The organism is Ktedonosporobacter rubrisoli (assembly GCF_004208415.1).
GTDB lineage: Bacteria > Chloroflexota > Ktedonobacteria > Ktedonobacterales > Ktedonobacteraceae > Ktedonosporobacter > Ktedonosporobacter rubrisoli.
Window position 1 is genome coordinate 788,254 of the sequence record NZ_CP035758.1, and the last position, 24,059, is coordinate 812,312.

At 53.6% G+C, this 24,059-nt stretch carries 16 protein-coding genes and 1 pseudogene; 13 read left to right on the top strand and 4 right to left on the bottom strand.

Annotation, left to right across the window (positions count from 1 at the left end; translation table 11 throughout):
• The first annotated feature begins 579 nt into the window (after positions 1-579).
• The 6 genes from EPA93_RS03525 to EPA93_RS03550 all read left to right on the top strand — a co-directional run bounded on the left by EPA93_RS03525 (position 580) and on the right by EPA93_RS03550 (position 10,420).
• The gene (locus EPA93_RS03525) at positions 580-2,877 is read left to right on the top strand and encodes a pentapeptide repeat-containing protein (protein WP_129885713.1); all 2,298 of its coding nucleotides are present in this window, start codon (positions 580-582) and stop codon (positions 2,875-2,877) included.
• 273 nt (positions 2,878-3,150) lie between these two features.
• Positions 3,151-4,395: a CaiB/BaiF CoA transferase family protein gene (locus tag EPA93_RS03530; protein WP_129885714.1), complete on the top strand. Its 1,245-nt coding sequence runs from the start codon at positions 3,151-3,153 to the stop codon at positions 4,393-4,395.
• Positions 4,396-4,667: 272 nt separating this feature from the next.
• On the top strand, positions 4,668-7,835 hold the full coding sequence (locus EPA93_RS03535) for a DUF6788 family protein (protein WP_129885715.1): 3,168 nt from the start codon (positions 4,668-4,670) through the stop codon (positions 7,833-7,835).
• Positions 7,836-8,059: 224 nt separating this feature from the next.
• Positions 8,060-8,272, top strand: a complete 213-nt coding sequence (locus EPA93_RS03540) for a hypothetical protein (protein ID WP_129885716.1) — start codon at positions 8,060-8,062, stop codon at positions 8,270-8,272.
• A gap of 93 nt (positions 8,273-8,365) precedes the next feature.
• A complete protein-coding gene (locus tag EPA93_RS03545; RefSeq protein WP_165422852.1) occupies positions 8,366-9,985 on the top strand; it encodes a carboxylesterase/lipase family protein in 1,620 nt (539 codons plus the stop codon).
• Positions 9,986-10,033: 48 nt separating this feature from the next.
• Entirely contained in the window at positions 10,034-10,420 is a 387-nt protein-coding gene (locus EPA93_RS03550) for a VOC family protein (RefSeq protein WP_129885718.1), read from the top strand.
• A gap of 6 nt (positions 10,421-10,426) precedes the next feature.
• Here EPA93_RS03550 and EPA93_RS03555 read toward each other — a convergent pair whose 3' ends face one another.
• Positions 10,427-10,978, bottom strand: a complete 552-nt coding sequence (locus tag EPA93_RS03555; RefSeq protein WP_129885719.1) for a response regulator — start codon at positions 10,976-10,978, stop codon at positions 10,427-10,429.
• A 306-nt stretch (positions 10,979-11,284) separates the two neighbouring features.
• On the opposite strand from EPA93_RS03555, the gene EPA93_RS03560 reads away from it, so the two are divergent.
• The gene (locus EPA93_RS03560) at positions 11,285-14,476 is read left to right on the top strand and encodes a winged helix-turn-helix domain-containing protein (protein WP_129885720.1); all 3,192 of its coding nucleotides are present in this window, start codon (positions 11,285-11,287) and stop codon (positions 14,474-14,476) included.
• Between the two features lie 39 nt (positions 14,477-14,515).
• Here the strand turns inward: EPA93_RS03560 and EPA93_RS03565 are convergent, their stop codons facing one another.
• Positions 14,516-15,076 carry a GNAT family N-acetyltransferase gene (locus EPA93_RS03565; protein ID WP_129885721.1) on the bottom strand — a complete coding sequence of 187 codons (561 nt, stop codon included), beginning with the start codon at positions 15,074-15,076 and terminating at the stop codon, positions 14,516-14,518.
• A 314-nt stretch (positions 15,077-15,390) separates the two neighbouring features.
• Here EPA93_RS03565 and EPA93_RS03570 point away from each other — a divergent pair, with 314 nt between their 5' ends.
• Complete coding sequence (locus EPA93_RS03570) at positions 15,391-16,557, top strand: cytochrome P450 family protein (protein ID WP_129885722.1); 1,167 nt, start codon at positions 15,391-15,393, stop codon at positions 16,555-16,557.
• A 92-nt stretch (positions 16,558-16,649) separates the two neighbouring features.
• Here the strand turns inward: EPA93_RS03570 and EPA93_RS03575 are convergent.
• Positions 16,650-16,934: pseudogene (locus EPA93_RS03575) on the bottom strand (LysR substrate-binding domain-containing protein); the annotation flags it as partial.
• Positions 16,935-17,269: 335 nt separating this feature from the next.
• Between EPA93_RS03575 and EPA93_RS03580 the strand changes: the two are divergent.
• The 4 genes from EPA93_RS03580 to EPA93_RS03595 all read left to right on the top strand — a co-directional run bounded on the left by EPA93_RS03580 (position 17,270) and on the right by EPA93_RS03595 (position 20,304).
• Complete coding sequence (locus EPA93_RS03580; RefSeq protein WP_129885724.1) at positions 17,270-18,142, top strand: PrsW family intramembrane metalloprotease; 873 nt, start codon at positions 17,270-17,272, stop codon at positions 18,140-18,142.
• A 293-nt stretch (positions 18,143-18,435) separates the two neighbouring features.
• Positions 18,436-18,840, top strand: coding sequence for a VOC family protein (locus EPA93_RS03585; protein WP_129885725.1), 405 nt, complete (start codon positions 18,436-18,438; stop codon positions 18,838-18,840).
• A gap of 157 nt (positions 18,841-18,997) precedes the next feature.
• Positions 18,998-19,579 (top strand): TetR/AcrR family transcriptional regulator, encoded by a 582-nt coding sequence (locus EPA93_RS03590; protein ID WP_129885726.1) that lies wholly within the window; start codon positions 18,998-19,000, stop codon positions 19,577-19,579.
• Positions 19,576-20,304, top strand: coding sequence for an MBL fold metallo-hydrolase (locus EPA93_RS03595; RefSeq protein ID WP_129885727.1), 729 nt, complete (start codon positions 19,576-19,578; stop codon positions 20,302-20,304). Before EPA93_RS03590 ends, EPA93_RS03595 begins: the two co-directional genes overlap by 4 nt.
• Positions 20,305-20,414: 110 nt before the next feature.
• Here EPA93_RS03595 and EPA93_RS03600 read toward each other — a convergent pair whose 3' ends face one another.
• Positions 20,415-22,895: a beta-glucosidase gene (locus EPA93_RS03600; protein WP_129885728.1), complete on the bottom strand. Its 2,481-nt coding sequence runs from the start codon at positions 22,893-22,895 to the stop codon at positions 20,415-20,417.
• A gap of 345 nt (positions 22,896-23,240) precedes the next feature.
• Between EPA93_RS03600 and EPA93_RS03605 the strand changes: the two genes are divergently transcribed.
• Positions 23,241-24,047: a DUF899 family protein gene (locus tag EPA93_RS03605; protein WP_129885729.1), complete on the top strand. Its 807-nt coding sequence runs from the start codon at positions 23,241-23,243 to the stop codon at positions 24,045-24,047.
• Positions 24,048-24,059: the final 12 nt, after the last annotated feature.

Sequence of the window (24,059 nt, forward strand, 5' to 3'; positions counted from 1 at the left end):
AAAACACGCCCGGGCAGAGGAATGCCGGATTCCGCCGGAAAACTGTGGTATCGAGGGAGATCTTCGCCTAGTAGCGAGGAGAGATAGGTAAAGTCCAGGTCATGGGTAAAACCTTTCAATACTAGTAAATTAATGCACGTACTTACTATACACTAAGTTCTAAAAACGTGTCAATGGATAATCTCATCTTTACAGGGCTATTTAATGTTCCTGTTTTTGTCCCACCCATCCATCCAAGAAGAAGAAAAAATGGGAACGCCCCATGCCCCGGCAGAGGATTGGCCGTCCTCTGCGCTCCTGCCTCTGACGAGATATAAATAGCCCCGCCCTCTTTAGGGCAAACGCAACAATGTTGACAGCCATTTTCTCTATTTATGGCCGTGACAGCAGAAAGTCAATAAACCCGTTGAGCAATGAATAGCTCTACAGGTAGCTTGTGAACAATTACCTTGTTTGCCTCTAAGTATCAGCTATGCTATATGCACATTAAAGGAAAATACTGCGCCAGGCCTTTATTCTCTAGTACAAACTATTTTTCCCAGAAATGAGCAAATATTTACATATCAAAAAAGGAAATATATGTCTGATAACACCCATCTTACCATCCTCATGCAGGGCGCTGAAACCTGGAACCGTTGGCGGCAAGAGTACCCTGGCATTATTCCCGATCTGAGCCATGAACATTTAGAGGCCGTCGATTTAACAGCTATCAACTTGAGCAATAGCAAGCTGCAGGCCTGCACTTTCTATTATGCCCGCCTACATAACGCTGATCTGCGCGAAGCAGACCTGAGCGAGACAGATTTTTTCTCGGCAGATCTCAGCAAAGCCAATTTAGCGCAAGCCAATCTCAGCAAATCCTACCTAAAACAAGCTATTCTTGAGGATGCAGATCTGGACCACGCGGATCTCAGCCGGGCCATCCTCTATAAGGCGCGCCTGCGCCAGGCCAATCTCTCGGGGGCGAGTCTAAGCGAGGCGGACCTGAGCCACGCCGATTTAAGCAACGCTACCCTGAATAGAACCCGTTTCTATAAAGCCCACCTGGCGGGCGCTGATTTAAGCGAGTGTGCATTGAATAACGCCAATCTCATGTATGCTGACCTGAGCCATGCTGATCTGCGTAGAGCTAATCTGGCCGGCACGGATCTGAGCCACGCTAACCTCAGCGAGGCCAATCTCAGCCACGCCAACCTCAACGCGAGCAGGCTAAGCCGGGCCAATTTAAGCGAGGCTAATCTCAGCCATGCTACACTCAACGGGTCGCGCTTCAGCTTTACGCTTCTGAAGCGGGCTAATCTCAGTCGGGCAAGCCTGATTGGAGCTCATCTGGATGGCGCTGATCTGAGCGAAGCCAATCTATGCGATGTAGCCCTTAATCAGGCCAGTCTCAATAGCGCCAATCTCAGCCGAGCTGATCTACGCAACGCAGATCTCAGTAAGAGCAGTTTGTATGAAGCCGATCTTAGCAGCGCTCGGCTCAATTGGGCTAACCTGCGCCGGACCGTCCTTGATGGGGCAATCCTGCGCTTTGCTGATTTGAGTGAAGCCAATCTACGCAAGAGCAAGTTACGCAAGGCCAGATTGCGCCTGGCTCGCCTCTTCCATACTGAGATGACAGGCTGCGATCTGCGCGAAGCCCATTTGCCTGGAGCAGATTTACGAAATGCTATACTCAACAACGCCTTGCTCAATGGCGCCAATCTCAGTCGGGCGGTGCTGGACGAGGCAAGCCTTTTCCAGGCTACGCTCGATCAAGCCATTCTAGAGAAGGCCAGCCTATGTAAAGCCGATCTGCAAAAAGCCAAGCTCAAGCATGTTAAAGCGAGTAAGGCCAGGTTTGATGGGGCCAATTTAAGCGAGGCCGATCTCACACAGAGCAATTTGAGTGAAGCCAGCCTGGTACAGGCTCAACTATTTAAGGCCCATCTTGACAGTGCTAATTTGGGCAGTGCCAGATTAAAGCAGGCAAACTTACAAGCGGCCAGGCTTCACCACGCTGAGCTCAGCCGGGCCATCCTTGACGAAGCAGATTTGAGCGAAGCTGAGCTGAACGGGGCTCGCCTTAATTCAACACAGCTCAATCGCACAAATCTCAGCAAGGCACATCTGCTGACCTGCCTGCTGGACGGAGCCAATCTTATCGGGGCCAGGTTGCAGCAGGCAAACCTGAGCCAGGCCGACCTTACCGATGCTGAGCTAAGCCAGGCTGATCTGAGCTCGGCCGATCTGAGCGGGTCAAGGCTCTGTGGCACCAGCCTGGCTGGCAGCAACCTGAGTTACGCGCGCTTGAACGGCTGCACAATCCTTGATATTACTGATCGTGATATGCAGCTTGACGGCGCTATACAAAAAGACCTGCTCATCTCTCCTCAACAGGAGCCGCGTCTTACGCTCGATGGATTTACGCTTGCCTGCTCTCTCTCGCTCTGGCTTCACGATCAACAGGCCTGGCCGCCACAAAATTTCAAAGCTGGTCTGATTGCCGGCCACTTCAACGCCGAACGCACTGCCAGCATGAATATGTTTAAAGATATCACGCTTACAAAGGGCTACACGCCCCTCGTGCTTAACTTCGAGGGCGTCAATAGCCGGCATTCAGCACAAACCAGCAAATATGGCTATAGGAAATATTTAACGAAATTGAGCTCAATAATAAGCTTTGTGCTGCTTGATACGCATTGCCTGACGCCCGAGATGTGGGAATTATTCGAGTCGTCAGCCATTCCGTTGCAGCCGCTGGCCCTGAAGGAAGAGCCGCCAGAGCTACAACTGCAGTCCGGGTCGCGTTACGTACTTCCAACTCTATTTTATACAGATCAAGATGATTTACGGCAAGCGGTTGCCCAGAGCATCACAAACATTCTCGCCAAATAATTTGCCCTATCCGCCCCAGAGCTGCAGATTGAGCAGCTCTGGAATACGGCGTTCGCCAAGCATAGCTCCGGCCAAAAGGCAGCGAAGAGCTACACATAGCATTACGCCTGCCAAATTGCTAAAATAGTCAGTACTTGCCACCAACGCTACGGCTATGTAGTATTATTATGGCCATTGGCAAGAGATGGATTCCCGCACCTGGCAAATCCATCTTTAGCAACAATATTTCAGCTGATATATTCTTCTCTTATATTAAGGTCTCGGAGGAGCTAGATGAGTGATGAGCAGAGAGGACCATTAGCCGGCTTTCGCGTGCTAGAATTAGGCAATATGATCGCCGCTCCCTTTGCCGGGCGGCTTTTTGCTGAGTTTGGGGCTGAGGTAATCAAAGTTGAGCGTCCAAAGGTAGGGGATGAGCTCCGCCGCTGGCGACTCTTCAGGGGCGAGAATTCCCTATTCTGGTATCTACAAGCGCGGAATAAGAAGTCAATTACCCTCGATTTACGCAAACCAGAGGGACAGGAGATTGCCCTCAAGCTGCTAAGCCACGTTGATGTGGTCCTGGAAAATTTCCGCCCCGGCACGCTGGAAAAATGGAATCTCGGCTATGAAGCTATGAAGCGCGTGAACTCGGATATTATCCTCGTGCGCATCTCTGGCTATGGACAAGACGGCCCGTATAAAGATCGCCCAGGTTTTGCCAGCGTCGCAGAGGCCATGGGAGGTCTACGCACGCTGACCGGCTATCCCGATCGGCCTCCAACGCGTATGGGCGTTAGCCTTGGCGATTCACTGGCCGGAATGTTTGGGGCGATCGGTGCCCTGATGGCACTGCTACACCGCGAACGTCAACGGCAGAATGAGCAATCCACGACGGGACAGGGTAATGGCCAGATTATCGATGTCGCGCTTTACGAATCCGTCTTTGCTGTTCTGGATTCTACGCTGCCCGAATACGATGGCTATGGCATCGTTCGCCAGCGCACCGGCAACACTCTGCCGGGTATTACGCCCTCCAATATTTATCCTTGTCGGGAAAACAAATGGGCAGCTATCGGCGGTAATGCCGATGCCATCTTCAAACGACTTATGCACGCCATTGGACATCCAGAGCTGGCCGACGATCGCCGTTTTGTCGATAACGCCGCCCGATCGCAGCACCAGGAGTTTCTTGATACTACCATCGCTGAGTGGACGGCGCAGCGCACGTTAGATGAGGTCATAACAGCCATGGTTGAGGCCAGCGTGCCGGCCGGTCCGATCTACGATGCCTCGGATATCGTCAAAGATCCGCAGTTTCAGGCCAGGGAGATGCTGGAAGAGCATAGCGTGGAAATCGAGCCAGGCAAGCCGGAGCCCATTCGCTTCCCGGGCATCGTTCCCAGGCTGAGCAAGACGCCAGGGGCAACGCAGTGGCTCGGTCCCCAGCTTGGCGCGCAGAATGCAGAAATCTATGAGAGCTTACTTAAATTATCACCAGAGCAGCTTGAAAGCCTGCAACAGGCGGGAGTAATCTAGCGCCTGCGTTCATAAATGATGAAGGCAATTTTCAGCTTGAGCTCACGCATTGCGCAATTTCCGCTAACATGCGGCACTTCCTTTCAGGCTTGATAAAACTGATGAAAGTCGAACCGACTCTACCACAAAGTGTCAGCAGAATTCGGTTTTGCCTCATTGTCATGCCTCGACAGGTTTTTTGTTACCCAACAAACCAGTATGCTATACTGTTTTGCGATAGGCATGTTGGGTAACACTATCTATCACCAATTTTATATCTGAAAGGAACATGCATGCCCAGGTACAGCGCCCATCAGCTCAAGTGGTCTGAGGATACGCAGAGCTACGAGTTCTTTATTGATGGTCAACTCTGTTCGTCAGCGCATGGCACTGATTGGTGGGAGAAAATTGCCGCGTTTTCGTTTCGGGGTCGCTCAGGAGACTATTGTACAGTGCGCAAGGAAACAAAGCAGCGGGGTGACGCCTATTGGTATGGGTATCGCCGCCAGGCAGGACGCCTTGTGAAACGGTACATTGGAAAAACTGTAGACCTCTCTCTGGCCCACCTGGAAAGCATCGCCAAGAGCCTTGCCAACGACAAACTGCCCTCTCCTACGCTGCCTGACATAGCTTCCAACGGCAGAGCAAAGGCGCAAGGAAATGCAGATGACAAGTCCACGCCAGGGCTTCTCGCTTCTAGACAAGATCATCTCCCGCTCTTAGCCACCAAGCTCTCGCCACCACGCCTGCCATCTCTACTGGTGGAGCGTTCACGCTTGTTGATTCAGCTTGATGCTGCTCTTGCCCATAAGCTGACCTTGCTGCAAGCTCCTGCAGGTTTTGGCAAAACGACGATTGTAGCCCAGTGGATCAACCAGCATAGCGCAGATAGCACCTGTCCTGCCGTAGCCTGGGTCTCGCTTGATGCTGGCGACAATGATCTTGTACGCTTCTTGCGCTATCTCATTGCGGCCTTTCAGAGTGTGCGAGATGATCTGGGGCAAGCGGCACTGATACGACTCTCCGCAGCCCTTTACCCTCCCTTCGAGAGTCCATCAATGGAAACGATCCTGACGCTCTTGCTCAACGACCTGGCGAAGCTAGAGCAGAGTGGCTTGCTTGTCCTTGACGACTATCATACTATCACGGAACCGAGCCTGCATGAGATGCTGACCTTTTTCTGCGATCATTTGCCCCCAACATGGCGTGTACTCCTGATGACGCGTAGTGAGCCGCCGCTACCCTTGCCGCGCTGGCGTGTCAGGGGAGAGCTCGCGGAAGTACATACCGCCGATCTGCGCTTTTTACCAGAGGAAACTGCAGTGTTTTTGAACAAGGCAGGGCAGCCAACCATGCTCTCAAACGAGGCCCTTTCACGGCTGGAAGGCACACTGGGTGGTTGGGCTGCCGGGCTGCGCATGCTCATCCTCGCCTTGCAGGGACAGCGAACATGGCACGAGGTTGAAAAGGCCCTTGTTTCTCTGAATGGTCAGGCCCGCTCAGCTTTTCCCTTCCGCCCGCTGCTTAATTACTTCGTGACAGAGATCCTCGATGCGCAAGCGGAAACCCTGCAGCGCTTTCTTTTGCAAACGAGCATGCTTAGTCGCCTGACCGGTTCTCTTTGTGAGGCTGTTACCGGCAGAGAGGACAGCGCAACGCTCTTAGAAACTGTAGAGCGAGCGGGGTTGTTTCTGGAAGCACAAGATGAGATAGGAGGAAGGGAACCGGAATATCGGTACCATCCCCTTTTCGCTGAGGCCTTGCGCATTGAGGCACGCCACCGCCTTGGTGAAGCTGCACTGCGAGCATTATCGCTACAGGCAAGCCGGTGGTACGAACAGCATGCCCTCCCCGCCGAAGCTGTTGATACTGCCTTGCTAGCACACGATATGGAGCGGACAGTCTATCTGATTGAGCGTCTGGATGCAACAAAACAACTTCCTGAACCGCAGACCCTGTGTCGCTGGCTTGAGCAGGTGCCTGATACGCTCCTATACGCTCATCCCCAGCTCTGCTTCTCGTATGCAACAGCCCTTCAGTTTTCTCAAGGAGCGCCTGTCTCCGAAACGAAAAAGGCCTACATCGACACTCTGCTAGGGAAGGCTGAGGAAGCCTGGCACAACCAGGGAGAGCAGACATGGCCTGGTGTAATTGCCGCATTTCGGGCCTTGAGAGATCTTGCCCCGACTACATTTCCGTCTGCTATAGAGCATGCCCGGCAAGCGCTTGCCTTGCTTCCTGAGCAGGAGAAAGATATCCGCATCCAGGGGTGGCGCAGCGCCTCCTTGAGTCTTGCCGGAATTGGCTGCATGCAAGAGGGATATTTTAGCGCAGCACAACCTATGCATCGTGAGGCATATGCCTATGCTCTATCTGTTAATAACAGACAATTTGCCTGTGAAATGCTCTTGTTATTAGGATGGAATAGTTTTATGCTGGGCGAGCTTCATCTGGCGCATGAGTATTATCACCAGGCACTCTTTAATGCCAGAGAGCAGGAGGCACCTCAAGATATCGCCTCTGCCCTCTTTGGCCAGACCTGTATCTCCTTTGAGTGGAACGATCTTGCGGCAACAGAGCAACAGCTACAAGAGGCAAGCACTTTGCTAGATGAAAAGGAAAATGGCTGGAGCGAGCATGCGGCCCTCTATTTTGCCCTCCTGCACCATGCACAGGGCCAGATTAGCAGCGCGCAACAACAGCTTGTTGCCCTTCTTGCACGCCTGCAGGCATCGTCGGCCCCACTCTGGCTGCATCCTTTTGACATTCTAGGCTGGCAGATACGGCACTTGCTGGCAACTGGCGATCTGCAGAGCGCGCAACTTACGATGGAATCGTTGACGCCCTATGAGCACGAATTTTCCTTCATTCAGCACATCGAGGCTGCTATACTCCAGGCTCGGCTGCAGCTGGCTCAAGGCCAGGCACACACGGCGCTGCATCAGCTAGAGAACATCCTTCCCATTGTACAGGAGCAACAGCTCCTCCGCCATGTGATAGAGGTTCAGGTTCTTTATGCTCTCGCTTACGCCGCCAACAACCAGAAGGAGCAGGCCCGACGACGCTTGCATGTGACGCTCTCACAGGCGTATCACGAAGGTTTTATACGCCTTTTCCTCGCCGAAGGAGAACCATTAGTGCGCCTGCTACGCGCAACCATACCAACCATCCAGGAGAAACGGTTGCGCTCATATGCGCGGGCAATTCTCCGGGCTTTTACAACGGCCACTGCCGATAAAGAGGCAAGTGTCTCAAAGAGCTCCGTTTTTGAGCCGCTATCGGCACAGGAACAGCGTGTGCTCGGCTTGCTAGCTGCCGGGTATACCAACCCGGAGATTGCCCGCGAGCTTGTAGTGTCGGTCAATACGGTGAAAGACCATGTAAAGCATCTCTACCAAAAGCTGGGGGTGAGCAATCGCCTACAGGCCAGCGAGGTGGCCCGTCGCCTGCAACTCTACTAACTTCCTCTGATTTTCTTCGCGCTCCTGGCTATTTGCTCATCTTAACCACCCACCTGGAGGGTGTTGCCTCACTCCTGAAGGGCTATGCTTTCAGCAGATGTGTAAGCCATTGCCACATCTCTCTGCGCTCCTCATTTTAGAAACGCGTTTACAGCGCTGGAGCATTTATGCTGCCGCATATTGCATAAAACTATTTCTGTAATAGAAGGGGATAGGAATCTCTTATGGCTGTATTCTTTCGGACCATTGGTCAGCTTTTGCTTATTCTGAGTGTAGGCGTGTTACTCAACACCTTGATTGGAAGAACTGACCGCTGGTTTAACGCTCTGAGCTTTCTCCCAAAGGAATTTCAATTGATTGGGAGCATTGTGCTTATTGTCGCAAGTCTGCTTCTGGTGATTGTGACCAATTCGATAGTAAAAAAACAAAAGAAATAGGGAGCAATGACGCATGGTAAAGAAAGTTTGGATCGTCGCCAAAGGATGGTGTCCTTTATGGAGCCCTGGAAAGAGAAAGAAGGAAACTTATCAATGCTGAAGCATCCTGGAATACGAGGTGTACTGATACTCATCACATTGATTGTTGTAGGAGGTGTCATCTGCACAATTTTTCTCGCTCAGCCTGATCTGCTCCATGAATCTAACGATGGAGCAACTGTCATGACAACTGACGGCCCTATAAAAGGTACTGTAAACAAAGACTATCGTACCTTTCAGGGAATTCCCTACGCGGCTCCGCCCGTTGGCGATTTGCGTTGGTCCTCTCCGCAACCAGTGAAGCCCTGGAGCGAACTGAGGAATGCCACGAAGCCAGGAAATCGCTGTCCACAGCTTGTTTCCGCCACAAATCCGACAAAGAGTCTTGGGGAAGACTGTCTTTTCCTGAATGTGATGACTCCTCAGTCTGCACAGCACAATCAGTTAAAGCCAGTGCTGGTCTGGCTGCACGGTGGTGGTTTTGTCGAGGGGGCAGGGAGTGACTTTGATCCTCACCGCCTTGTCGTGAGTGGGGATATCGTGGTGGTAACTGTCAATTACCGCCTGGGAATGCTCGGCTTCTTTGGCTATCCAGGCTTGAAAGGCTCCGGGAGCTTTGGTTTTGAGGACCAACAGGCCGCGCTCCGCTGGGTGCAAGGCAATATCAAAGCGTTCGGCGGTGACCCGCACAATGTGACACTTGCCGGCGAGTCTGCGGGAGGATGGAGCGTCTGCTCACAACTGGTTTCCCCATCTGCGGCTGGCCTGTTCCAGCGTGCAATCATACAGAGTGCTATCTGTACAAGGAATATGCCAGCTAACAATTTTTCCCCCGGTCTGCCTGCACTTCCTCCGTGGGAAGCACTTCCGGATCTCCAGACGACGGGGAAGGAGATAGCTGGCAAGCTGGGCTGTGTTGATCCGACTACGGCGATCACTTGCCTGCGGCGCCTTTCAGTTTCCAAGCTCCAGCCAGTTCTCCAACTGTTTTCTCTGCCCGCTTATGGTAGTTCCGTTTTGCCGGAGAATCCTGTCAAGGCATTAGCAGAAGGCCATTTTCACCAGATGCCGCTTATCTCCGGTGTAAATCACGATGAAGCTATGCTACAGATAGCCACGGACTATGAGAAAATCACGCCGGAACACTATCAACAATTGCTGGAGGGAACCTTTCATGAGCAAGCCGAACAGGTAAAAGAGCATTATCCACTGAGTGCTTACCATAACTCTGCCGATGAAGCCTGGGGCGCCGTGATTACCGATCGAATGTGGGTATGCCCAACTTTTGAGCGCAATCGCTGGCTTGCACAGCATGCCTCCGTCTACGGATACGAATTTGCTGACCGCAATGCTCCATCATCGCTCATTGCTGATCCAAGAATACCACTTGCCGCCTTCCACGGTTCTGAACTCGTCTATCTGTTTGATTTCCCTGGTTACAAACCGCCGTTCAGCCGTGAGCAATGGCATCTGTCTGATCAGATGATTCATTATTGGGCGCGGTTTGTTCATACAGGCAACCCAAATGGTTCAGGACTACCGCCGTGGCCGAGCTTCCGTACTAGCGAAAATGTTCCATACGTGCAGGCATTGGCCGCAGGAGATAAGGGCATCCAACCTATTAACATGGATGCCGAACATAATTGTTCCTTCTGGTCAACTATTCTTGCTTGATGGGCGCTGTTGGTTGTGCGTAAAATGAGGCATAAAAAAGGAGCTTTTATGCATATCGATAGCCTGGATCATCTCGTGTTAACAGTGCACGATATTGAGGCAACCTGCGACTTTTACACGCGCGTCCTGGGCATGCAGGTCGTCACCTTTGGCCATGGGCGTAAAGCTCTGAGCTACGGGTCGCAGAAAATCAATCTCCACCAGCGCGGCAAAGAGTTTGAGCCGAAAGCTGCAGCTCCTACTCCTGGCTCAGCTGACCTGTGCTTTCTGACCTCGCTATCACTAGAGGAGGTGATCAAGCATATCAAAGCTTGCCAGGTAGATATCATCGAAGGGCCGGTGCCGAGAAGCGGGGCAAGCGGCCCGATCCTTTCGATCTATCTTCGCGACCCCGATCACAACTTGCTGGAAATAGCTAATCGCGTCACCACCTGATGAGGGCTAATCCTGCTTCTCCTCGGCGGTCTGCTGCTGCTTGCCTTGTCGCTTGATAAGCCGCATCACCCAACCCTCAAGGCTACCGCAATCTGTGTTGTGCGTAGCCCGGTCTGGCCCATACTCATCTCGCAAAGGAACGCCGTAGAGAAGTTCAGGAATAGCCTGAGGAAGCTGGATATAGATACGATCGAGGAGATCGACAAGATCGAGGGGAGCTGTGAGATAATCGTTAGCGCCGGCGACAATACTTGCAGCTCTATCGGCACTATCTCCTGGCTTTGCTAGCATAAGAATAGGAATATTGCGCGTCGGGGATAGCCGGCGCAAGCGCTGACATACGATAATGCCGCTGATATCGGGCAGCTCAAGGGCAATAATCAACAGGTCGGGCTTACGCCGCCGGGCCAGCTTTATCCCAGCTAACCCGCTCTCGGCGATCTCCACACAAAAGCCTTCGAAACGTAAACCTGGCGCGATGCACTCTTGTATAGCCCGGTTAGAATCGATGAGCATCACGGTAAGCTGTGTTCGTTTCTGCGCTATGTGCTGGCCCATAACCTTACTCTCGGTTTCATTAGCTCTTTATACAAGCGACCTTGCTTGTATAATAGGGTTAAGTCAAGTAAAACGCAAGCTGTACAACAACACGGCCTCTTACCTGACATGGTTTGCTATCATAGCTGAAGTTCAGCTATATATTTATCTACTTCTGTTATTAAATAGCAACAGGGCATAAAGATTATGAAAGGGCTGCGTTTGCTACATAACAGCATTGGCCACTCTACAACCCAGGCCCGAAGAAAACGTAATACTCTCTGAAAGCCATAACGTTATGTAGCATAGAAACGTCAGGAAGGGAAAATGCCCAGATACATACCCTACCGACTGCAGTGGTCCACACTTGACCACAAATATATCGTCTTTTATGAAGATCAGCCCCTTGTTCCTGCTATTGAGCCCGGTGGCCCGCACTGGGCCGGCTGGCTTGAGGAAATTTCCTCCTTCGCCTTTCAAAGCCGCGCGGGCGCTGACTGCACGGTACGCAAAGAGACTGCGCAACGAGGCGGAAGCTATTGGTATGCCTACAGGCGCCAGGAACAGCACATGCTCAAGCGCTATCTGGCCCGCGGCATCGACCTGACAGTGGCGCGCCTGGAAACGGTTGCTGCCGTGCTCAATGGGCGCGAAACTGATCCAGCATTAGCCCTTCATCCTGCAGAAGAAGCCCAAAGCGAGCAGGCTGTGGATAAAGCCACCATTGCTCCTCCCAGGAAGGCGAGTTCAGCATCGCCATTGCTGCTTACCAGCAAGCTGCATATTCCCCGTCTACCCATGCAATACGTCCCACGCGCACGTCTGCTTGCGCAACTAGAGCAGGGTAGAGAGGGAGCACTTACCCTGGTTTCGGCACCCGCCGGCTCTGGTAAAACGACCCTGCTGGCAGCCTGGGCCTCCTCAACGCACTTCCCGGTAGCCTGGATCTCGCTTGAGACAGCTGATAACGATCCAGCGCGCTTTCTCTCTTACCTCATCGCCGCCCTGGCCAGGCTTGATGAGCGCTTTGAAACTGCAATGCAGGCCTATCACATTAGCGATAACCGGGATGCTGAGCGCGTATTAACCGGCATCCTCAACGATCTTGCCCAGCTGCTCCAGCAAGATGTATTTGTGATTCTTGATGATTATCACGTCCTTACGACTGAGGCCATTCACACCCTCTTGCGCTTCCTGCTCGATCATCTGCCCGAACACCTGCACCTGGTTATCGGTACACGTGCTGATCCTCCCGTATCCCTGGCTCGCTTGCGCGCACGCGGGCAATTAAACGAAGTGCGCACCACGGAGCTACGCTTTGCCTCAGGCGAAGTGGCGAGCCTTGTGCATACAATGGGCCTCGCACTTTCAGATGAAGCCACAGATTTACTAGAACAGCGCACGGAAGGCTGGATTGCCGGCATTCAATTGCTGGCCCTGGCTCTGCGCGGTCAGGCCGACGCCACCACATTCCTGCAGACATTTCGCGGCACCCATCGCTTCTTGCTCGATTACGTGAGCGAAGAGGTCCTGGCTCAGCAAACTCCTGAGACCCGGCGCTTTCTCCTGCTGAGCTGTGTTCTTGAGCGCATGACGGGGCCGCTCTGCGATGCGGTGACGGAACTACCTGATAGCCAGAGCCGCCTTGCGCAATTACTGCGGGCCAATCTCTTTGTCAGCGCGCTGGATAATACCGAAACCTGGTATCGCTATCATCCCCTCTTCGCTAATTCTTTGCGTACTCAGTTGCAAAAGCTGGAGCCTGACTTGCTTCCTCATCTTTATGCACGAGCTAGCCAGTGGTACGAGCAGCAGCAGAGCTTAGAAGAGGCTTGCGATTACGCCTTTCTGGCCGGTGAGCTAGCGCGGGCCGCCAATCTCGTCACGCAGCTCTTGCCCTCCCTGGTAGAGCAGGGACGCTTTGAGCGCTTAGGGAACTGGTTAAGTCAGCTTCCCGTCGAGCTGATCGTGACTTCTCCCCAACTATATATTACACTGCCCTGGCACTCGTTAAGCATGCGCCCGCTAGAAAGTATCGCCCGGCAGCTCCAACATATGGAGCAGCATGTACAGGAACAGCAGACGACAGATTCAGCCTGGGAAGAAGCGCAAGGCGTCCTCTCACTATTCCAGGCGCTTAACGCCCTCTCCGAACATAGGCATAAACAAGCCTTTAAGCTCATCCATGAGGCATTGCAGCACCTGACTCCGCGGGCCAGCGAGCTGAGCCAGATGCTGGTCCGTTTCCTGCAGCTTATCCTCAGCCTCACATACAGCGAGCGTGGAGACCTTAGCGCCGCCGAGCGGATATTGCGCGATCTGAGTATGGAGCAGCCAGCAAGACAACGCTCGCTTATTCAAATGGCGGCTATGTTTCTACTAGGCGAGTTGTACAAAGCGCAAGGTCAGCTGCATAAAGCCGAAAAGCTCTATAAAACGCTGTTATTAGCTCCTGGCTCTCGTCAGGATTTGGCGCCGATGCTACTCCTTTTGCAAAGTTTTGCCCTGATGCGGCAGGCCTGCTTATTATATGAACGGAACCGTCTGGAAGGAGCGACTTATGGAATAGAGCAGGTGCTGAAGAGCTTGCCAGGTGCGATGTTAAAGCTCATCCCACCCGAACTCCACCAACCCTTCTACGGCTATGGACTCTGGATACAGGCACGCATTGAACTAGCGCAAGGCCGAGCTGAGGCTGCGCGTTACTTCCTTGAAGCGGCCAGGCAGCACCCGGAGATCTACGAGGAGATTCATCCGGGCAAGGACAGCTCCCCGGTAGATATATCAACGCTCGTCGCGCGTCTCGCCCTCTCCTGCGGAGAGTTTGAAATGGCGAATCGCTGGGTCGAAACCAACAGCATACGCTACGATGACACGCCTGAAACTCTCGCGCAGGGTCAGCAGGTATTCGCCTACCTGACGCTGGCGCGCATCTTGATCGCACGTGGGCGCAGCCGACAAGCGGAGGCCGAAACTGCTCTCAAGCAAGCAAACATTCTACTTGAGCGCTGGCACACATGTGCGACACGCCTGGGCTTCCAGGGCTGGCTTATTGAGCTCCAGATGCTCACAGCGCTCGCGCTCCAGGCCCAGGGGAAAACCAGGCAGGCCTTAACTACGCTTGGAGGTGTCCTGGCCCAGGCCGAGCCGGAGGGCTATATCCGTCTTTTTGCCGACGAAGGCGAGCCCATGCGGCACATACTCAGCCAGGTCTCCATGTATACCACAGCCTCAGCGCGCTATATTCAGCAGATACTGACGGCCATGCCAGCCATGAGCCTGGCCCTACCTGCTCCCGCCGCACAAGAAGTCACGCAAGCCCTCATTGATCCCTTGAGCTCCCGCGAGCGCGATGTGCTTTCGCTGCTAGCAACAGGGGCTTCTAACCAGCAGATTGCCGAGCGGCTCGTGATCAGCCTCAATACTGCCAAGCGGCACGTCAAGCATATCCTGGCCAAGCTGGCTGTACTCAACCGTACGCAGGCAGCCGCGCGGGCCCGCGAACTTGGCCTGCTTTAAAGCGAGGTGGGAAATCTGGGCTCAACCCCTGGCTGAAGGCTATTGTTCTTTAGCATCTATGGAGAGCTCGAAGCGCCAGTCATTGCATTGCATGAAATGGCCTTTGGGATACTCAAACTTGCAAGCTCCAAGCAGGGTAAAGCCAAGCTTGCGGCAGAGAGCATTTGAAGGTGGGTTATCTACGCTGGGGAACGCATGCACAAAACGATGCACGCCTACTGACCTGAGCCTGGCAACGATCTGAGCCGCAGCCAGGCTGGCAATTCCCTTACCCTGGCAGGCCGGGAGCACTGACCAGCCCATCTCATATACTTGCTGGTCGTGCCAGGAGCGCTCCCAGTAGCCAATTGAGCCAACCGCTTCGCCAGTCGCGGTATGCACGATTTTAAACATTCGGTCTCGCCCCTTATCGACGAGGCGTAAGTAGCGAGCGTGCCGTTCGGCAAGCTGTTCATCATTCTCGGGACCGCCCAGATGCTCGGTCATCGCGGGATCACCCATAAGCTTTTTCAACAGGGCTAGATCGCCTTCATCCCAGAGCTCAAGGTGTACAATATTCGCATCAGCTCTATCCTTCTCCTGATTACCGGGCAACGACATGGCTGGCTCCTTTCAAACTTCTTACAGTTACATAGCAAACAAAAATTTATTAGCTTGCAACTTTAGCATAAATTCCTATATAGAACAAATGTACTTCTCGAATTATACCACATACGCCAGTTCCGCCTGTTCGACCGAGCAACCCATTTCCAACATCTACTAAGGCAGGGCCGTATCAGCTCTGCGTTGGCAAAGCAAAATACTCCCTGCGAATGCTCCTAAAGAGGAATGGCAACTTCCTTGAAGCGCTGTACACTGTGGACAAAGATATATAAGCCCACCAATCAACAATCGTTTAAGGAGCTTTACGATATATGACACATATCAACTTGCAAGATTACCTGTCTCAGGAGACAAGAAGCAATCTCCGTGTATTCTATACGCAGCTCCGAACTGAGGGGCCGCTTCACTATCTTGATGAAGTCAATACCTGGGTGACGACGAGCTATGAAGATGCGCTCTTTGTATTGAGAGACCCGCGTTTTATCAAAGATAGTCGCAAGCTTCCAGGGGTAGTAGACGAGGCAGTACCAGAAGGGCTATCGCGCCATCTGCTCAGCAGCGATCCGCCGGACCATACGCGCCTACGTCGCCTGGTCTCCAAGGCCTTTACTCCACGCATGATCGAGCACTTGCGCCCACGCGTCCAGCAAATCACCGATGACTTGCTCGACGAGATAGAGAAGCAAGGCCAGGTGGACCTCATCCCCACTTTTGCCTATCCGTTGCCCATTACTGTCATTTCGGAGATGCTGGGCATTCCCGAGGCCGATCGCGCGTCCTTTCGCGCCTGGACGCAAGCGATTGTAAATATAGAGGCCGACAATATGGCTGCCTCAGAAGCATTTTTCCATTATATCCAGGACTTGCTAGCCGAGAAGCGCGCCCATCCTGGCGACGATCTGACGAGCGAACTGGCCCATGTTCAGGAGAATGGCGATCAGTTAAGCGAGAGCGAACTGGTCGCGATGATTTTCCTACTGATCGTCGCCGGACACGAGACGACGGTAAACTTGCTAGGTCATGGCACGCTGGCTCTGTTGCAGCATCCCAAGCAGCTGCGCTTATTGCGGGATGAGCCTTCTTTGCTACCCAACGCCGTTGAGGAGCTCTTGCGCTATACCTCACCGGTCAGCCTCTCCGATGAGCGCTGGGCTAACGAGGATATTGAGTTGCATGGCCAGGTAATTCATAAGGGCGAACAAGTGGTAGCAGCACTGATTGCAGCCAACGCGGATGAGCAACACTTTAGCGATCCTACCAGGTTGGACATCACGCGGCAGGATATTCAACACCTGGCTTTTGGCAAAGGCATTCATTTCTGCTTGGGGGCGCCGCTGGCTCGCCTGGAAGGCCAGATTGCCTTTGGTACCCTGCTGCGCCGCTTGCCTGATCTGCGCCTGGCCTGCGAACCAGGCGAGCTTAAGTGGAGTAAGAATCCCATGCTGTACGGCCTGGCAAGTTTGCCGGTCACCTTCTAGCGCTGTTTGCCTGAGTTAGTACACATCATACTAGCGAAAAATGAGCGCACAAAGCTCACTGTATATTTTGCTAAATACACAGTAGCCAATCCTTAGCGAGTGGAAGCGTGAAATGCGCGACCCTGGCCGCCGGGTGGTGAACGACGAAAATACCGTTCGCCACCCGGCAATCTTTCTGTGAAGTCGTGAGCAAGAAAAGCCTCGGAAAGAAGCACGAATCCTACATCGACGATACCACGCTCGATCCAATGGTACACTTCATGCAACGTGCCCACAAAGAGAACTACTTCCAGCTCTGGATACAAGGCCCGAAAACGCCTTAGTACGCCGGCGCATTTATCCAGGCAGAAAAAGAGCGTTGCGCTCACACACAGCTTGCTTGCGCGCTCTCTCGCGTGGCCCTTGCTTCTTGCCCAATCATTCTGATCAGGGCCAGAAGCGCCTGAGCATGGGGAATAATTCGCTGCCCAACATGATTCAGGAACAGACTGACGACATCAGCAGAGGAGTCAAACGAGCCAAGTATGTAAGATATTTATCAAATAGCATAGCGGTTACAGGGGAAAGTATGCGTTTCTCTATCTCACAAATGAAATATAGATGAAAAGGGGAAAGAGGGCATATCTACGCGGCATTGCTGACGCGTATCCTTCATAGAGAAGCATTTAAGATTGTTGTCTAAACGAACCATCATCCGAATAGAGGAGAGATTATGGCTCAATTTCCTCATCTATCATCGCCTCAGCAGCCTTTGCGCCGCCAAAGAAGCTGGCTGCGTGTGCTCCTTATTGGCATCATTCTTTTTGTGATCACGACGCTGATTTTGTCAGTTACCGGCAATCCCAACCTGTATCCAACAGTTATCCTGATCGGAAACTTCCTCGTTCCCGTGGTCTTTGTGGCTTTCCTCTACGATCATCGTCATCTGAGCGCACTAGATCCCGTGACGGTGGCTAGCAGTTTTGTGCTCGGCGGTATTCTCGGTGTGCTCGGAGCCTCAGTCCTGGAGGCATTTCTATTGCCGGTTCCATCCAATCCGAATGCCGGATTGCCGCTGAGCACTGCCTTTCTTGTTGGCCTGATCGAGGAGGGTTGTAAAATTGCCGCGGTGGCCTTTCTGGCCAGGCGCACGCCGCATACCTCCGAAATGGATGGCCTGTTATTAGGTGGGGCCGTTGGCATGGGATTTGCCGCCCTGGAGAGTACAGGCTATGCCTTCACAGTCTTTCTCGCCAGTGGAGGCCATGTTAGTGTCTCGATTATAGAAACTGTGATCCGCGGCCTGATCGCGCCATTTGGCCACGGCACCTGGACTGGCATTTTGGGGGCCGTGCTGTTTCAGCAGAGCACGAAGCAACATTTCCGTATCACGCGCCTGGTCCTGCTGACCTACCTCTTCGTCTCACTTCTTCATGGCCTCTGGGATGGATTGCCGCACTCCATCTATCTGATAGTCTGGCCGGGCATTCCTCTCTCTCTTACCACTCTGGGCATCGGCCTGCTCGGCATAATTCTGCTCATCGTCGTCTACAGGCGCTCTATTCGGCAGCAACTCGCGCTCCTTAGGGCACGACCGTTGCCCTGAGCCGTCACGCACATAACATATTAATAACTGGACAAGCGTGCTGCAAGCAGTCCACAGCCAGTTAGATAAGGTCTCGCCTGGACGGATGGATGATTCGTGTAGAGCAAGGGCCGACTTTTTAGCGCCTGCCCAGCCAGCTAAAATTAGCGCTTCGTCAGGATATTAGCCCAGCCTTAAAAAGTTGCTGCGCTGCTGACATACCGTTGTCACAGGCCGGATGTATACTTCTAATAGTAAAGAGATCAAGTATGACTCATGAAATAGCTCACTAGCAAAGAAAGGCAGTAATATATATGGCCAGGCTACTTGGACCCGACTTCATTAGCTTACAAGTACGCGACCTCTCAGCTTCACGCACATTCTATACAGAAACTCTTGGCTTGACGATTGATGAGCGCTTCACATCTGCAGATTTTGTCCTCTTCGATACTAACTCGATTCCCTTAGGCATCAGTCAGGCAAAAGTAAATCTGGCAGAAGCGCCCCAGCCAGGTTGGGGCTTTACACTCTGGCTCGACTGCGATCATGTCGATGAGCTACACGCCAGGTTGGAAGCGGCAGGAGTTACGATCGTTACGCCGCCTTTCAATAGTCCGTTCGGTCGCGCGCTCGTCTTTGCTGATCCCGATGGATATCGCATCACTGCCAATGAGAATCCCTGGGAGCGCTTCCCTTTAGGCGGCCGCAAAAAGCTTTAAAACATCTATCAAGGGATACAAACTTCTCATTTAGCCCATGAAAGGATCTTCCTCGGTCATTCCTGGCTGGCTCACTTCACCAGCCAGGTCTTGACATTTGCTAGACCGGTCGGTACAATAGAAACAGCAGCTAGACCAGTCGGTACAGGAGGATCTCATGGAGACAGAAGGAACGCGGAAACGCATCATTACCACTACCGTTGAACTGATGGAGGCACAAGGCTATCATGCCACAGGCTTGAACCAAATCCTCCAGCAGAGCGCGGCGCCGAAAGGCTCGCTCTACCATCACTTTCCTGGGGGAAAAGAAGAGCTGGCGGCGGAGGCGATTTCGCTAGCCGGGCAGGCCATTACGAATGATCTCGATGCCCTTATCGCGGAGGGTACGGATTTGGGAACGGCGCTCTCTCTGCTCGCCGCCTTCTTTCGCGAGCGTCTCCAGATATCTCATTTTCAAAAAGGCTGTCCCCTGGCTACGGTCACATTAGAGATGGCGGCCACCAGCGATCCTGTACAGCAGGCCTGTCGCGCCGTCTACCACGCCTGGCTGGCACGCCTCGAACACTTGCTGATTGCCTCGGGCTGCGAAGCAACAAGGGCCCCTGCGCGAGCGCTCTTTGTGCTCTCGACAATTGAAGGGGCGCTCTTACTCTGTCGGGCCGAGCGCAGTACACATCCCCTAGAAGAGGCGATGGATGAGCTCCGGCTCCTTTTTGCAGGAGATACCAAAGCACGATGAACCTAACTGACCATTCTCCCTACCCAAAAGCTTCAGTCATTGATGAAGCACCAAGGCCACAAATGCGCATGATTGCTCATCATGTCTGGCAGTTGTATAACCGTTTTCCGGCCAACCTCTTCAACGTCTATCTCATTGAGGATGTACTCGTTGACGCCGCCACACGCTGGGATGCTTCCAGTCTGCTCAAACAGCTGACAAATATCCCCCTTTCGCAAGTAGCCCTGACCCATTGCCACCCCGATCATCAAGGAGCTGTAAAACAGATCTGCATGACGCGCGGCGTCCCTCTGGCCTGTCCTGAAGGGGACGTTGCGAGCATGGAGGGACATGCGCCCATGGTTCCTGGAACCGTCGCCATAAAAATAATGCAACTGGGCTTCGCCGGACCAGCATATGCAGTCCAACGGTGCTTGCATGATGGCGACGAGATAGCCGGTTTTCGTGTCATCCATACACCCGGACATACGCCTGGACATGTGATACACTTTCGCGAATCCGATCGGGTAGCACTTGTAGGGGACGTGTTGCGCAATAACCATCCCATCACGGGCAAAACTGGCCTGTATGAGCCGCCAGACGTCTTTACGCTGGATCGCGAAGAGAACCGGCGCTCCATTCGTAAGCTTGCGCAATTACGCCCGGCTCTCCTCTGCTTCGGCCATGGGCCTGTGCTCTACGATATGGAGCAGCTTGATCGCTTTGTCGCCCGCCTCCCATCCTGAGTTGAATGCCAGGAGAGATAGGCCCGCTTGTTCATTTTGAAGAGGATAGCAAGCGGGCCACTTAGACAGGCTAATTATCGCTGCAAGCTAGCGCTAAAGGGTCCAGAGAGCTAGAGCCACTTTCGGGAGCCGGTCAGCACAAAGCGGGCAGTTGCGCGAATATCCTGCGACGAAGCCCCAACCAGCACCTCAAACTCCCCAGCTTCAGCGATCCAGGCATGGGTCTTATCATCAAAATATGCAAGTGCTTCATCATTGAGCGAGAGCGTCACGCGCTGGCGTTCGCCAGGCTCAAGAGCTATTTTGGCAAAGGCTTTGAGCTCTTTCTCAGGGCGCTGCAAGTTCGCCTGAATGTCACGAATATAGAGCTGCACCACCTCCTGACCGCGGCGCTGACCGGTATTGCGCACATCGATGGAGACCTGCAGGCTCTCGCCGGGTGCTATCGCTTCTTGGCTCAACTGTAGTGAACTGTAAGCAAATTCTGTATAGGAACGCCCAAAGCCGAACGGGAAAAGCGGGGAAATCTTCTTCTTCTCATAGTAACGATAGCCAATAAAGATGCCCTCGCCATAACGAATCTTGCCGTTCTCGCCGGGGAAATTGAGATAGGCCGGATTGTCTTCAAGGCGTTGAGGAAATGTCTGCGGCAACTTGCCCGAAGGATTGACCTCGCCAAAGAGCACGTCGGCGATGGCATTGCCACATTCCTGACCTGGATACCAGGCTACCAGGACCGCAGCCACGCTATCAAGCCAGGGCATAGCGACGGGCGAACCAACATTGAGCACGACGACAGTGTGCGGATTGACCTCCGCAACTCTGGCAATCAGCTCATTTTGGGCTGACGGCAATTCCATAGTGCGCCGATCGAAACCTTCGCTCTCCCATTCGCCGCCCAGTCCCGCGAAAATAAGCGCCACATCAGAACGAGCCGCCAGCGTCACGGCCCGCTCCAACATATCAGCGGGAAGCGGTGGCAGACAGCCCAGACGAAAAGCTGCCATCAGCAAATCTGCTCTCTTGCTGTATTCAAGCGTGAGCTCATACTCCTGGCCTGCAGTTAGCACAACGCTATGCGTGAGCTCGGCCGAGCCCATACCAAAGTACGTATCGCCCGGCTCCTGCTTGCTCCAGTTATCGATAATTTCCTCTCCAGCCAGCGAGAGGCGGCTCAAGCCCGCGCTGGTTAAGCTGAAACTATAGGTTCCCGTCACAGGCGGCACAAAATATCCCCTGGCCCGCAAGGCAAACTGTTGCGAGTCTACAGATTCGGGCAGCTTATCCAACAGGATCAATTCCGCAGATAGTTGCTGCTCGGTCCAGATTGGCGTACCTGTTGGCTCGCTTCCATTAAAATATTCGAGGCTCAGGCCGTGGCTTGAATGCTCACGATTGGCAAAGATGTGCTCATGATCGAGCAGAGGCAACAACTTATGATTGGTGCAGCCGGGCTCATAGCCAAGCGTAATCTGATCGCCGGCGCAGGCCTGCACGCCTTCAAAAGGAGTAACCACGTAATGAGGATTGACCTGCGCGCTTCCCCCACCCATCATATAGGCCTCTTTAGCACCGGGCCCAATGATCGCCAGTGATTTCAGCTGTTCGCGCTGCAGCGGGAGCATATCGCGCTCATTTTTGAGCAAAACTATACCTTCGGCGGCCGCCTCGCGAATCAGGCGACGATGCTCAGGGCGATCAAGCGCCTGCTCCTTCTCCTCCTGGGAATTGGCAAACATTCCAGTTCTCTGCAACAAGCGCATCAGACGCCGCACGCTGGCATCGATAGTGCTTTCAGCAACTTCCCCATCCCTGACGGCCTGCAGCAACTTCTCGCCTCTCCACTGTCCCGGACCAGGCATCTCCAGATCGAGGCCAGCATTGAGCGAGGCCGCCGTGCTTTTGACCGATAAAAACCAGTCAGAGATTACCACGCCATCGAAGCCCCATTCCTGGCGTAAAATATCTTGCAAAAGGTAAGGATGCTCGCTGGCCGCAACTCCATTGACCAGATTATATGCCGCCATCAGGGCCCAGGTGTGGGCCTCGCACACGGCCGCGCGAAACGGTGGAAGATAGATCTCTCGCAAGGCTCGCTCATCGACTTCGGCGCTGATGCTCGTCCGCTCGTACTCGGAATCGTTACATACATAGTGCTTTACCGTTGCCCCAACTCCCTGACTCTGCACTCCCGTAATATAGGCAACCCCCATACGTGCGGTCAGGTAGGGATCTTCGGAGAAGCTTTCAAAATTGCGCCCGGCCAGCGGCGAGCGATGCATATTGACAGTGGGAGCCAGCAGGACACGCGCGCCCTTCGTGCGGGCCTCCTGGCCCAGAGCCTGGCCAATGCGCTCAACCAGTGCGGTATTCCAGGTGGCCGCCAAGGATGTGCCGTCAGGAAAGCAAGCCGCAGTCGTCCCGCCGAACATGGTATCTCCACGCGCTCCGTTCGGACCATCCGTAACCTTCAAAGCCGGAATGCCAAGCCGCTCGATAGCAACTGTATGCCACATATCTGAGCCGGCCAACAGCGAAACTTTTTCCTGTAGTGTCATCTGCTGCAATAGATCTTCGCAAAAATCAGCCATAGTTCCCTCCCTTTTCTGGCCTGAGGCCCTGGATATTCTCCAGATTGACGGCTAGCTCAGCGGTCCAGCAACGAGAAAACACGCTCACAATCTCTCCATCCCTTCATAGATAGTGTCTAAAGCACCCGCGTCTGCCAGCTACTAAATTATACAGTCAGCTGGCCTTATTCCGACACTATACGCAAGCATTCTGCAAAAACTGGCTGCCAGAAATGAGCAAGATCAGAGAAGCTATCTTCTTTCTTAGCTAATAGAATAGATTTTGTTGCAATTTGCAAGCAACGCTATTCTCTCTAACGGGAATCATACCGCGCCTCGCGCGGGGAGAGGAAGAAGGAAACACTGATGAACACACATGATCAGCACAATTTCACGAGCGGTAGTGACAGCGCTGCGCTGCCTGCGATAGTCGACAGGGCGAGCTGGCAAGCGGAACTTGATAAGCTGCTAGTTCGAGAAAAGGCCCACACCCGCGAAGGCGATGCAATCGCGGCGGCTCGTCGGCGACTCCCGATGGTGGAAGTGGACCCCACAATTACGCTGATCGGCCCGCACGGACCGCTCACGCTGTTGGAGGCCTTCGAGGGCCGCAAGCAGTTGATCGCCTACTTTTTTATGTGGCACACGGGTCAACCTGCAGCTGCCCAGTGTGAGGGCTGCACCAAATACAACGGCCAGGTGCGCGAGCTGTCATATCTGCATTCCCGCGATGTGACCTATGCCACCTTCTGCCAGGGCCCCTACGAAGAGAGCGCTCGCTACCGCGACTTTATGGGCTGGGATGCCCCGTGGTACTCGGTGCAGGACTCCGCCGAGGCCCTGCTCGCCGGGCGCCCGGTCGGCGAGTTCTACCTGGTATGCTACCTGCAGCACGGCGGCCGCGTGTTCGAGACCTACTGGACCAAAGGCCGTAGCGTTGAGGTAATGTCTCCCAGCTATGGGTTGTTGGACAAGACTATCTACGGACGACAGGAGAAGTGGGAGGACTCGCCCGCCGGTTGGCCGCAACTCTGGGGAGAAAATACCGCCGAACCCCATCCCTATCGCATGCGCGGACGTCCCATTCCCCAATGGTCCCGGCTGGCGGCTGGACACTCCGACGATCTCGGCACCAGTGCTCCCGCCACAACCTCGCACTGTTGTGGCGACTAAACTATGATCTGC